Origin of the sequence: Klebsiella sp. 28, from assembly GCF_018223905.1 — a bacterium.
Taxonomy (GTDB): Bacteria; Pseudomonadota; Gammaproteobacteria; order Enterobacterales; family Enterobacteriaceae; genus Klebsiella; species Klebsiella pneumoniae.
Genome location: NZ_JAGRQY010000097.1, coordinates 1 through 11,424 on the forward strand (window position 1 = coordinate 1; position 11,424 = coordinate 11,424).

Sequence of the window (11,424 nt, forward strand, 5' to 3'; positions counted from 1 at the left end):
TCCGCCGCCAGCAGCGGGCGGCGGAGATGTCCGACGGTACGCTGCGCTTTTTGTGCCTCGCCGTCGCGCTGCTCAGTCCGCGCCCGCCGGCGTTTCTGGCGATCAATGAACCGGAGAACAGCCTGCATCGCGACATGTTGCCCGCGCTGGCCCGGCTGATTATCGAGGCCTCGCGCTACAGCCAGATCTGGCTGACCAGCCACTCGGCGGAGCTGGCGGAGCTTATCGCCGCCGGGGCGCCTTGTCAGCGCTATGCGCTGGAGAATCGCGGCGGGGAGACGCGGATTGTCGAGTGAAGCCCGTCATCCCTGACGGGGGCGCTGGAGTCAGGCGGGGCTCTGCGTCTCTGCGGTCGGCAGCAGACGGTTGCCGCCGCGTAGGGTGACGAACGAGAGCAGGGTGAAGCTCAGGGTTATGCAGCCGAGGATCAGATAGGCCTGATGGAAGCCGACGGTGTCGTACATCCGGCCCACCCAGGCGGAAAGCACCACCCCGGACAGCTGTTTTGACAGATTAAAACCGATCAGGAACAGGGTGGCCGAGAGGCGCGGGTTAAAGGCGGAAGAGATATATTTAAAAGTTCCCACCAGCAGGAAGGGGATCTCAAACATATGCAGCATCTTGAGGATCACCACCTCGACTGCCGATGAGGCGAAGGACGACCCGAGAATACGCACCGACATGATCATCCCCGCGGTCAGCAGGGCGTTTTTGGCGCCGATGCGGTTAACGATGGCCGGCGCGCAGAACATGATCAGCGCGTTGAGCAACTCGCCGCCGGTGGTGACGAAGCCAAACACTTCGGTACCGCGCTGCGGACTGGCGAAAAAGCTTTTGAAAAAGTTGGCGAACTGCTGGTCAAACACGTCGTAGACGCTGGCGACACCCACCACATAGACGATAAAGCCCCAGAAGCGCGGCATATGCAGCAGTTCTGCCGCCGTACGCAGCGAAAAGGCCTGGCGATTGGCGCCCAGCGCCTCGATAACCTGAGCGCTGTTGCTGCTTTCCGGCCGCGACAGCCAGAGCAGCAGACCGAGCACCAGCGCAAAGCCGGAGGCGATCCAGAAGGTGATATTGGGATCGATGCCGAACAGCACGCCGGTTATCGAGGCGCATAGCGCCCAGCCGACGCAGCCTGCGACCCGCACTTTGCCATATTCAAAGCGGTTGGCCCGGCTGACGCGTTCGATATAAGCTTCCACCGCCCCGGAGCCGCTGGAGAAAACAATCCCCAGGTAGATCCCGCCTACCAGCGAACCAGCGATAATATTCATCTGCAGCAGCGGAGAGAAAACGAAAATAAAGAATGGCGCGAACAGAATTAACAGTACCGTAATGGTCCACAGCAGATGTTTGCGCAGGCCGAGCTTATCCGACATCAGGCCGAACACCGGCTGAAAAATAATGGCGAATAACGAGATAGACGAGAAAACGATCCCGGTTTCCGTTTTAGTTAAATGGTTAACGTCCGCCAGCCACACCGGAAAAAACGGGAAGTAGGCCGACATAATGAAATAGTAAAAGAAAAAGAACAGCAGGAAATAGACGAAATTATGCCGTTCTCGTGGCGCCAGTTCTGAGAATTTCATCACCATGATCCCTTGTTATTCTGTTTGTGGGGTGGGGGCTGTCGCCCCCACGGATTAAAGGCAACGCAATGAGACCTCGTACTGCCAGCGCGTTTGGCTCAGGAGCCACTGCGGCAGCACGCTGGGGGTCCAGGAGTCATCGCCTCCCACCCCCATATGCAGGCCGTCGAGGGTGATCCACACGCCGTCTTCGGCCTGCATCTTGTGCCAGTGGTCGGTCTCCATCAGCTGACGGGTGCTCCATGGCTGAACGGAGAAGTGGAAATGACCGCTGATGTGCCAGCGCCCCCAGTCCAGCGCCTGGGTATCACAGCGCAGGCCGTTTTCCGTCGGGAAGATATAGGGGGTGGTCATCGCCGCCAGCGGCTGCTCCCAGCGGGCGAAGCAGGCGCTGCTCCGCCGGTCGGGGTAGTTCTCATGCGGCCCCAGACCCAGCCAGCTCACCGGCGCCTGCTGATCCGCCACCTGGAAGTGCAGCCCGACCCGCGGCAGCGGCGGCAGGGTTTCCGCCCGTTCGCCGTCCACCGCCAACCGCAGGGTTCCGTCAGCAGTGAAGTGCATGCGCCAGTGGCTGACAATCACTACCTCTTCGCCGCGCAGGTAGTGCCAGCGGCAGTCGACGAGGGTTTCATTTGCCAGGCGCTGCGCATCGCACTGGACGCAGTGCGCCTCAAGATCGTACAGGCCGGCGCTTCTCCAGCGCTCCACCCAGGCGTTGGGGTCGATACGCTCTACTTCGCTGACCCCGATGTCGTTGTCGAGCGGCGCGCGAATAAACTGGTCACGCAGGGGGGTCAACAGCTGCTCCTGACCGCCAACCGACCAGCGGCTCAGCAGACCCGTCCGGCGATCGATGGTCCAGCATTGCGAACCGGCGCGGATCTGCCAGACCTCGTCGCTGACGATAAGATCCGGAGCGCCGGCAGACACGGTGGGCGCCGGCAGCGCCAGCGGGGCGGGCAGGGGAAACTGTTGCCAGGCGACGCGGTGCTCCGCTTCTGACCAGGCGGTCGCCTGGGGCTGGGTCACCTCCAGCGTCAGCCACACCGCGCGGGCGCCTTCAGGCAGGATCAGGCTATCGAGCAGCGTTATCTCGTCGCTGCCCTCAGGGGGCAGCGCCAGGGTCAGGTCGCCGTGATACAGGGGTTCACCGGCCGCCTGCACCTGCCAGCGCAGCACTTCGTTATCGGTTGGGCGGAACAGGTATTCGCTGATGATGCGCACCCGCAGCGGCGAGGTCGACAGCAGCGTGAACTGAAAATACTGCTGGGCGTGCTTTGCCTCCACCAGCGACGGATGCGGCGTGCGATCGGGAAACACCAGACCGTTCATACAGAACTGGCGATCGTTAGGCTTATCACCAAAGTCGCCGCCATAGGCCCAGCCGACGCTGCCGTCGGCAAAGGTTTTGCGGATCGCCTGGTCGGCCCAGTCCCAGATAAACCCGCCCTGCAGCCGCGGATACTCGCGAAAGGCCTGCCAGTAATCGGCGAAGTTGCCGAGGCTGTTGCCCATCGCGTGGGCGTACTCGCAAAGGATCAGCGGCCTCTGCTCACCGGGCAGGCTGATCCATTTTTTGATCCCCCATTTGGGGACCGCCGGGATCGGCTGGTCGCGTTCGACGCGGGCGTACATCGGACAGATAATATCGGTGGCGGTGGTATCCGCGCCGCCGCCCTCGTACTGCACCGGACGGCTCGGATCGTTGCGTTTCAGCCAGTGGTACAGCGCTTCGTGGTTGCCGCCGCCGCCGGACTCGTTGCCCAGCGACCAGATGATAATGCACGGATGGTTGCGGTTGCTCTGTACCATCCGGGTGACGCGGGCGCTGAAGGCTGGCAGCCACGCCGGATCGTCGGACAGCCGATTCATCGGCACCATCCCGTGGGTTTCAATATTGGCTTCATCGACCACGTACAGACCGTAGCGGTTGCAGAGTTCATACCAGCGCGGCGCGTTGGGATAGTGCGAGCAGCGCACGGCGTTAAAGTTGTTCTGCTTCATTAACAGAATGTCCTGCACCATATCCGCCTCGGTGACCACCTGCCCGCGCAAATGATGATGCTCATGGCGGTTAACGCCGCGGATCAGCAGCGGTTTACCGTTGAGACGCAGCAGGCCATCGGCAATCTCGATGCGGCGAAAACCGATGTCCCACGCTTCGGCCTCCAGCAGTTCGTCGCCGCGCCACAGGGTGACCACGGCGCGATAACAGTTCGGGGTTTCCGCGCTCCAGTGCGCCGGCGTCGCCACCGCCAGGGAGAAATCGACCCGTTCCGCGTAGTGGCCGCGCTCATCCACCGTCGGGGTACCTAACGGCTGCCGCCCGGCGGCGATCTGCTCCTCGCCGCGCCACAGGCTAACCCCGACGCTGAGCCCGGCAAGCGCCGCCTCAGTCGCTTCGACGGTCGCCTGGACCTGCAGAGTGCCGTCGCGATAGAGGGCGTCAAGGGCTGGCGTCAACTGCACGTCGCATAGCCGTTGCTGCGGCTTATTCAGCAGCCATACCGAGCGGAAAATGCCGCTCATCCGCCACATATCCTGGTCTTCCAGCCAGCTGCCGGCGCTCCAGCGCATGACCATCACGCACAGGCGGTTGTCGCCCGGACGCAGGAAGGGGCTGAGATCGAACGCCGCCGGCAGGCGACTGTCCTGCGAATAGCCGACCCACACGCCATTGCACCACAGATGAAACGCCGAGTTGACGCCATCGAAAATAATCTGCGTTTGCCCGTTCTCGCGCCATGTGTCCTCAACCGTAAAGTGCAGGGAGTAGCAGCCGGTCGGGTTATCCTCCGGCACCCGCGGTGGGGTGGTGTCGATGGGATAGCGGACGTTGGTGTAGATCGGCGCGTCATAGCCCTCCATCTGCCAGTTGGAAGGAACAGGCGTGCCGCGGCAGTCCGGAAGATCCTGCGTCAACCACTGTGCATCGACGGCAAACGGGCTGCGGGCGTAAGAGAACTGCCACTCGCCGTCCAGTTGACGGCGGCGGGATGAAGGTAGGTTATCGCGGGCGGCAAGCTCATCGCGCCAGCTGGCGAAAACGGGATGCGCTGGCAGGCGGTTAAGGTGGGTAATGCTCTGGTTCTGCCAGTCTTCACGGGCGAGGACGGCGTGAAAGTCAGGAGTGTGGCTGCGGCCGGTATCGCTAATTTGCATATTAAACCCCGGTAAGTCAGAAATTGTCGTTCGCTAAACAGGATGGTTAACGTTATCGGGTAATTTGTTTTGTCCAGCAATCTCGGGGGAATCGAAATTAACAGACGATCACGAAAGCGGGGGAGAAGCGCTGTTTTTTGTCGCACGTTAAACATAAAATGTTAGCGCACGACATTGTTATTGCTGAGGAGAAAAGATGCCGCGTCGTACCGCAACCCTGGAGGATGTCGCCCGCGCCGCGGGCGTGTCCCAGCAGACGGTCTCCCGGGTGCTGAACCGTCCTGAGGTGGTGTCAGCCCGCACCCGCGAGCAGGTGATCCGCGCGATGCAGGCGCTGCACTATGTGCCTAACCGCTCGGCGCAGCTGCTTGCCGGCAAAGCGGCGCCCTCCATCGGGCTGATTACCGCCTCGCTGACGCTGCACGCCCCCTCGCAGATCGCCGCCGCGATAAAGAGCCATGCCAGCCTGCATCAGCTGGAAGTGGCGATAGCGATGCCGGCGCAGGCTGATTTTGTCGCGCTGCAGGCCCGGCTGGACGAGCTGCGCGCTCAGCATATTCGCGGGGTGATCGTCAGTCTGCCGCTGGAGAGCGCCACTGCCGAGCGGCTGGTGCAAGACAATCCGGATATGGCCTGCCTGTTTCTCGATGTCTCCCCGGAGGCCGATGTCTGCTGCGTGCGCTTCGACCATCGCGACGGCTGCGGGGCCTGCGTGCGCCACCTGTGGGAGCTGGGGCATCGCGAATTTGGTCTGCTGGCGGGACCGGAAAGTTCGGTTTCCGCCCGTCTGCGTCTCGCCAGCTGGCGCGAGGCGTTGCACAGTCTGAATATTGCCCGCTCTACTACGGTGTTTGGCGACTGGAGCGCCGCCAGCGGCTGGCAGAAAACTTTCGAGCTCCTCCACCTGCAGCCGCGGATCAGCGCCATAGTGGTGGCAAACGATCAGATGGCGCTCGGCGTGCTCAGCGCGCTGGCCCAGCTCAATCGCAGCGGCAGCCAGGCGGTATCGGTGACCGGCTACGATGACACCGCCGACAGCCTTTACTTCCAGCCGCCGCTCACCACGGTGGCGCAGGACTTCGATCTGTTGGGCAAAAGGGCGGTGGAGCGGTTGATTGCCCTGATGGCGGCCCCGCAGCTGCGGATCCGCGAGCTGCTGCCGACCCGGCTCATCGTGCGCCAATCGGCCTGGCCTGTCGCCGCCGCGGAGGACCGGCAGCAGACCCTGGCGCAGCTGAAAGCGCTGGTGGAGAAGCTTTAGCTGCTGGTCGTTGAGGCTTTATTGAAGTTGAGCATGCTAACTTCGGCAGCAAACGTAGAGAGGTAAAGCTTATCTGTCTGCAAAAAATGCAAAACACAATCTATCCATGCAAGCATTGATTTACCGCCAGTCATATGGCGGTTTTTTTTGCCCCTTCCACCCTGTACCGACTGCTTCAGTCCGGCTTTCCATCTGGCATATCCTGCCGCGGCATGCTAGATCTTGCTTCCGGGAGACGACGGGAGACAAGGTCATGATGGTGATAGAGGGTAAAGAGGCGATCGCGCGGGTGGACTGGCAGCGAGTGCGAACGATCATCGCCGAGGCCGGGCTGAATGAGCGTGATGTTCAGCAACTGGAGCAGGCGTTCCGCCAGAGCACCTTCTGCTGGTTTGGCTATGAGAACGGTCAGCTGATTGCCGTGGCGCGAGCCATCAGCGACTGCACCTGGAGCAGCTATCTGGCGGATGTGGCGATCGTCCCCGCTCGTCAGGGACAGGGCTACGGGCAACAGCTGATGCTGGCCATCCGGGAGCAACTCCTGCCCTTTGGCAAAATATTTATCTATGCGGTGGCCGATAAAATTACGTTTTATCAGCGCTTTGGCTTTGCCATGTTGACTACCGGCATGGTCTGCGCCAGCGAGGAAGGCATGCAGAAAATGCAGGAGCAGGGCTATATCCGTCAGCCCTGAAAGCTGACGCTTAGAAACGCCTGGCTTAAACGGGTAAACCAGGCGCAGGCTGTCAGAGGGGGCGTTCGAGCACGAAAAGATACGCTTCCCGCGACCAGAACAGGGCGGTACGGCGGCGCTCCACCGACATGGTTTTCACTTCCCATCCCTCACGGGTATAGCTGCTGAGAAACTGGCTCATTTTGTCAGGGTCGGCCTTGGCTTCGCCAAAAAACAGACTGCCCAGCAGCCCCTCTTTATAGATCACTACCCGACACTCTTTCTTCATCATCGACCCTCCTGGCGACCGGTTTACTGTGGCCGTCTATTGTCCGTGGCTGCGACGATTTTGCAATCGGAGAAGGCGTAAACTGTTTACGGTACTGCAGCGGGCTGAGCGCGAAGTGCTGGCGAAAATGGTGGCGCAGGGTGCCGGCGCTGGCAAACCCGCAGCGCTCAGCGATCTGATCGATGCCCATCGTGCTCTCCGTCAGGTGCTGGCGGGCGCGCAGCAGTCGTTCCTCCAGCAGCCAGCGGGCGGGCGTTTTACCGGTGGCCTCCTCAAAGCGGCGCAAAAAGGTTCGCGTCCCCATGCCGGCGCGCTGGGCGAGGGAAGCGACGGTATGGCTGGCGGCAAGATGCTGGTGCAGATAGTCAAACAGCTGACCGAGGCGCAGGCTCTCCCGGCTGCGGGCTACCGGGCGCAGGACCTGCTGCGCCTGACCGCCGTCGCGATGGGGAGAGACGACCAGGCGGCGGGCGACGACGTTGGCGGCTTCGCTGCCGAAATCTTCACGCACCAGATGTAGACAAAGGTCGATCCCCGCCGCGCTGCCGGCGGAAGTCATCAGCAAAGCATCGCCCACGTAAAGGACATCCTCCACCACCTGGATCTGCGGAAAACGGGACTGCAGCGCCGCGGTGTAGCGCCAGTGGGTTGTCGCCTGGCGGCCATTGAGCAGCCCGGCGGCGGCGAGAACGAACACCCCGGAACAGATAGAAATAATCCGACATCCGCGGGCGTGGGCGGAAGCCAGCGCGGCGCACAGCGCCTCGGGGACCGGGGCGTCGACGCCGCGCCAGCCGGGGACCACGATCGTATCCGCCTGGGCGAGAAGTTCAGGACCGCCGTCGGTCATCAGGCGGATGCCGCCGGTAGCGCACAGCGGCCCTTCATCGACGGCGGCGACGGCGAACTGGTACCAGTTGTCGCCCATTTCCGGGCGCGGCAGGCCGAAGATCTCCACGGCTACGCCAAACTCAAAGGTGCACAGGCCATCGTAGGCGAGGGCGACCACCTGATGACGTGAGGGTGTCACAGAAGGGGTTGTCAGGATGTTAGCGTTTTCTGTCATGGTTGTCGGCAGATCAGGGTGATGGGCGTCAGTAAAGTAGTGTTATCACAGACAAGGAGAAGACGCCATGAGTGTAGTAACCCAATTTCCCCCCGCCACCTCCGCTGAGGCTATCCGCTGGTTCAGCCATAAGCTGCATCTTGAGACCGACTGCGCCGATGTGCACAGCGCCCAGCGTGCCGGCGAGGTCGACTTTGTCCTGCTGCACGTGGTCGGCAGCGAGGAAGCTTTCGCCAGACGTCACCTGCCAGGCGCGCAGCATCTCCCGCACAGCCAGATCACCGCCGAGCGAATGGCGGCCTGGCCGGCGGATACCCTCTTTGTGGTCTACTGCGCCGGGCCGCACTGCAACGGCGCTGACGTTGCCGCGCTGAAGCTGGCTGAGCTCGGGCGGCCGGTGAAAATGATGCTCGGCGGACTCACTGGCTGGGAAGATGAGGGCTATGCGCTTGTTTCCGGTAAATGAAAATTTTTCATGTATCATGAAATATTCTCGTTTGCGACCCACCATTCTGCATGCCAGTATCTGGACATATAGCCATCCAGAAGTCTAAAAATTCAAATAATGAACTATCACGGTGGGCAACTAACGCGCCCACCGCTAAGGAGACAGCATGCAACGTCAACAGGCCCCGTTCCGCGCAGACATCGTCGGCAGTTTTTTGCGCCCGGACAGCATTAAACAGGCGCGTCAGCAGCTGGCTGAGGGGATTATCGACGCCGCTCAGCTACGCGAGATTGAGAATAACGCGATCCGTCATCTGGTTCAGCAGCAATGCGACTGCGGCCTGCACGTGGTCACCGACGGTGAGTTTCGTCGCGCATGGTGGCATTTCGATTTCTTCGATGGCCTGCAGGGCGTTGAACGTTACGATGCCGAGCAGGGGATCCAGTTCAACGGCGTGCAGACCAAAGCGCACGGCGTTCGCGTCACCGGCAAGCTGGCGTTTGGCGACCACCCGATGCTGGAGGATTTCCGCTATCTGAAAAGCATCAGCGGCGACGCGCAGCCGAAGATGACCATTCCCAGCCCGAGCGTGCTGCACTTCCGCGGCGGGCGGAAAGATATCGATGCCACGGTCTACCCGGATCTTAGCGACTACTTCGACGATCTGGCCACCACCTGGCGCGACGCCATCCGCGCGTTTTATGACGCCGGCTGCCGCTATCTGCAGCTGGACGATACCGTGTGGGCCTATCTGTGCTCCGATGCCCAGCGCCAGCAGGTACGTGAGCGCGGCGAGGATCCGGATGCGCTGGCGCGTATTTATGCCCGGGTGCTGAACCAGGCGCTGGAGGGTAAGCCGGCCGATCTGACGGTGGGCTTGCACGTCTGCCGGGGTAACTTCCGTTCAACCTGGATCTCGGAAGGCGGTTACGAGCCGGTTGCCGAGGTGCTGTTTGGCAGCGTTAATGTCGATGCCTTCTTCCTGGAGTACGACAACGACCGCTCCGGGGATTTCGCGCCGCTGCGCTTTATTCGTCCCGGCCATCAGCAGGTGGTCCTCGGGCTGATCACCACCAAAAACGGCGAGCTGGAGAATCCGCAGGGGGTAAAAGCGCGACTCGCCGAGGCCGCGCAGTACGTGCCGCTCGAGCAGATCTGCCTCAGCCCGCAGTGCGGTTTCGCCTCCACTGAAGAGGGGAATGCCCTCAGCGAAGACCAGCAATGGCAAAAGGTCCGTCTGGTGACCTCCATCGCCGCCGACGTCTGGTAATTGCTTTCTTAGCGCAGCGTTGCACCGTGATGAGGCAACGCTGCCATCCTCTTCGCCACTATCGCCCACCTGCGCCGCATCCCGCTGTTTTCACAACCTGGCACCTTTTTTGCCTTATCACCTCTGGTTAGCTGTTAATTCTTTATTTTTTGCGCTACTCAGGAGTGAATCATGCAACGTAGAACGTTATTAAAAGCTTTTGCACTCTCCGCCTCTGTTATGGCTATGGGTCTCTCCTTCCAGGCCTATGCCGCCGACACCATCAAAGTCGGGATCATGCATTCGCTCTCCGGGACGATGGCGATTTCCGAAACGCCGCTGAAAGACGTCGCGCTGATGGCCATCGCCGACATCAACGCCAAAGGCGGGGTGCTGGGCAAGAAACTGGAGCCGGTGGTGGTCGACCCGGCCTCCAACTGGCCGCTGTTTGCCGAGAAGGCGCGCCAGCTGCTGGCCCAGGATAAAGTGGCGGTGGTGTTTGGCTGCTGGACGTCGGTCTCGCGTAAATCGGTCCTGCCGGTGTTTGAGGAACTGAACGGCCTGCTGTTCTACCCGGTGCAGTACGAAGGGGAAGAGATGTCCCCCAACGTCTTCTATACCGGCGCGGCGCCTAACCAGCAGGCTATCCCGGCGGTGGAATACCTGCTGAGCGAGGACGGCGGCGGCGCTAAACGTTTCTTCCTGCTGGGGACGGACTACGTCTATCCGCGCACTACCAACAAGATCCTCCGCGCCTTCCTGCATGCCAAAGGGATCCAGGACAAAGATATCGAGGAGGTCTACACCCCGTTCGGCTACAGCGATTACCAGACCATCGTCGCCAATATCAAAAAATTCGCCGCCGGTGGCAAAACGGCAGTGGTCTCCACCATCAATGGCGATTCCAACGTACCGTTCTACAAAGAGCTGGCTAACCAGGGTCTGAAAGCGACCGATGTACCGGTGGTGGCCTTCTCGGTGGGGGAAGAGGAGCTGCGCGGCATCGATACCAAACCGCTGGTCGGCAACCTCGCGGCATGGAACTACTTTGAATCCGTCGATAATCCGACCAACAAAGCCTTCGTCGCCGATTATCGCGCGTATGCCAAAGCGCACAAGCTGCCGAATGCCGATACGGTGGTGACCAACGATCCGATGGAAGCGACCTGGGTGGGTCTGCATATGTGGGCGCAGGCGGTGACCAAAGCGGGCACCACCGATGTCGATAAAGTGCGCGAGGCGATGGCCGGGCAGACCTTCAACGCGCCGTCCGGTTTTACCCTGACCATGGATGCCACTAACCATCATCTGCATAAGCCGGTGATGATCGGTGAAATTGAAGGCAACGGCCAGTTCAACGTGGTCTGGCAGACCGATGAGCCCGTCCGCGCGCAGCCGTGGAGCCCGTGGATCCCCGGTAATGATAAGAAACCTGACCATCCGGTGAAAACCGTCAGCCAGTAAGCGCCACGGCCGGCGGGGCTGGAGCATAGCGCCCGTCGGCCGCTGACCAGAGGAGAACGACATGAACGCATTGCGTCTCATGAATGTGTTGGCGCTACTGCTGATCCTGCTGCCATGGCGGGCGCAGGCCGCGGAGGCGGACGACTTCGTTGCCGCCAGTCGCAGCCAGCAGGCGCAGCTGTTGACCCAGTGGGCGGCAGCGCCGCAGGCGGATCGTCTG

10 protein-coding genes and 1 pseudogene are annotated in these 11,424 nt (G+C 61.4%); 7 read left to right on the forward strand and 4 right to left on the reverse strand.

What is annotated here, in order from left to right:
- Positions 1-296, forward strand: a 296-nt coding sequence (locus KHQ28_RS17035; protein WP_211777639.1) for an AAA family ATPase, incomplete at its 5' end; no start/stop codon positions are given.
- Positions 297-326: 30 nt separating this feature from the next.
- On the opposite strand, the gene KHQ28_RS17040 is transcribed toward KHQ28_RS17035, so the two are convergent.
- Both KHQ28_RS17040 and KHQ28_RS17045 read right to left on the reverse strand, forming a co-directional pair.
- Positions 327-1,592 (reverse strand): MFS transporter, encoded by a 1,266-nt coding sequence (locus KHQ28_RS17040; protein WP_032419002.1) that lies wholly within the window; start codon positions 1,590-1,592, stop codon positions 327-329.
- A 54-nt stretch (positions 1,593-1,646) separates the two neighbouring features.
- Positions 1,647-4,754 (reverse strand): beta-galactosidase, encoded by a 3,108-nt coding sequence (locus KHQ28_RS17045; protein ID WP_032419001.1) that lies wholly within the window; start codon positions 4,752-4,754, stop codon positions 1,647-1,649.
- Positions 4,755-4,950: 196 nt separating this feature from the next.
- Here KHQ28_RS17045 and KHQ28_RS17050 point away from each other — a divergent pair, with 196 nt between their 5' ends.
- Positions 4,951-6,015 carry a LacI family DNA-binding transcriptional regulator gene (locus tag KHQ28_RS17050; protein WP_004183956.1) on the forward strand — a complete coding sequence of 355 codons (1,065 nt, stop codon included), beginning with the start codon at positions 4,951-4,953 and terminating at the stop codon, positions 6,013-6,015.
- A 253-nt stretch (positions 6,016-6,268) separates the two neighbouring features.
- Complete coding sequence (locus KHQ28_RS17055) at positions 6,269-6,709, forward strand: GNAT family N-acetyltransferase (protein WP_004176252.1); 441 nt, start codon at positions 6,269-6,271, stop codon at positions 6,707-6,709.
- Between the two features lie 52 nt (positions 6,710-6,761).
- Here the strand turns inward: KHQ28_RS17055 and KHQ28_RS17060 are convergent, their stop codons facing one another.
- Both KHQ28_RS17060 and ftrA read right to left on the reverse strand, forming a co-directional pair.
- Positions 6,762-6,977: a DUF4177 domain-containing protein gene (locus KHQ28_RS17060; RefSeq protein ID WP_004205985.1), complete on the reverse strand. Its 216-nt coding sequence runs from the start codon at positions 6,975-6,977 to the stop codon at positions 6,762-6,764.
- Positions 6,946-8,043 carry a transcriptional regulator FtrA gene (gene ftrA, locus KHQ28_RS17065; RefSeq protein WP_004176251.1) on the reverse strand — a complete coding sequence of 366 codons (1,098 nt, stop codon included), beginning with the start codon at positions 8,041-8,043 and terminating at the stop codon, positions 6,946-6,948. Before ftrA ends, KHQ28_RS17060 begins: the two co-directional genes overlap by 32 nt.
- 67 nt (positions 8,044-8,110) lie before the next feature.
- On the opposite strand from ftrA, the gene KHQ28_RS17070 reads away from it, so the two are divergent.
- The 4 genes and pseudogenes from KHQ28_RS17070 to KHQ28_RS17085 form a co-directional block, all read left to right on the forward strand.
- Positions 8,111-8,509 (forward strand): rhodanese-like domain-containing protein, encoded by a 399-nt coding sequence (locus KHQ28_RS17070; RefSeq protein ID WP_032419000.1) that lies wholly within the window; start codon positions 8,111-8,113, stop codon positions 8,507-8,509.
- A gap of 148 nt (positions 8,510-8,657) precedes the next feature.
- Entirely contained in the window at positions 8,658-9,761 is a 1,104-nt protein-coding gene (locus KHQ28_RS17075; protein WP_004148338.1) for a cobalamin-independent methionine synthase II family protein, read from the forward strand.
- A gap of 171 nt (positions 9,762-9,932) precedes the next feature.
- Positions 9,933-11,204 carry an urea ABC transporter substrate-binding protein gene (gene urtA / locus KHQ28_RS17080; protein WP_211777640.1) on the forward strand — a complete coding sequence of 424 codons (1,272 nt, stop codon included), beginning with the start codon at positions 9,933-9,935 and terminating at the stop codon, positions 11,202-11,204.
- A gap of 61 nt (positions 11,205-11,265) precedes the next feature.
- A pseudogene (locus KHQ28_RS17085) lies at positions 11,266-11,424 on the forward strand (urea ABC transporter permease subunit UrtB); the annotation flags it as partial.

Excerpts from the sequence above, each read along its gene's own strand:
- KHQ28_RS17050 (WP_004183956.1), top strand. The coding sequence starts at position 4,951 with ATGCCGCGTCGTACCGCAACCCTGGAGGATGTCGCCCGCGCCGCGGGC.
- KHQ28_RS17040 (WP_032419002.1), bottom strand. The coding sequence starts at position 1,592 with ATGAAATTCTCAGAACTGGCGCCACGAGAACGGCATAATTTCGTCTAT.
- KHQ28_RS17060 (WP_004205985.1), bottom strand. The coding sequence starts at position 6,977 with ATGAAGAAAGAGTGTCGGGTAGTGATCTATAAAGAGGGGCTGCTGGGC.
- ftrA (WP_004176251.1), bottom strand. The coding sequence starts at position 8,043 with ATGACAGAAAACGCTAACATCCTGACAACCCCTTCTGTGACACCCTCA.
- KHQ28_RS17055 (WP_004176252.1), top strand. The coding sequence starts at position 6,269 with ATGATGGTGATAGAGGGTAAAGAGGCGATCGCGCGGGTGGACTGGCAG.
- KHQ28_RS17075 (WP_004148338.1), top strand. The coding sequence starts at position 8,658 with ATGCAACGTCAACAGGCCCCGTTCCGCGCAGACATCGTCGGCAGTTTT.
- KHQ28_RS17070 (WP_032419000.1), top strand. The coding sequence starts at position 8,111 with ATGAGTGTAGTAACCCAATTTCCCCCCGCCACCTCCGCTGAGGCTATC.
- urtA (WP_211777640.1), top strand. The coding sequence starts at position 9,933 with ATGCAACGTAGAACGTTATTAAAAGCTTTTGCACTCTCCGCCTCTGTT.
- KHQ28_RS17045 (WP_032419001.1), bottom strand. The coding sequence starts at position 4,754 with ATGCAAATTAGCGATACCGGCCGCAGCCACACTCCTGACTTTCACGCC.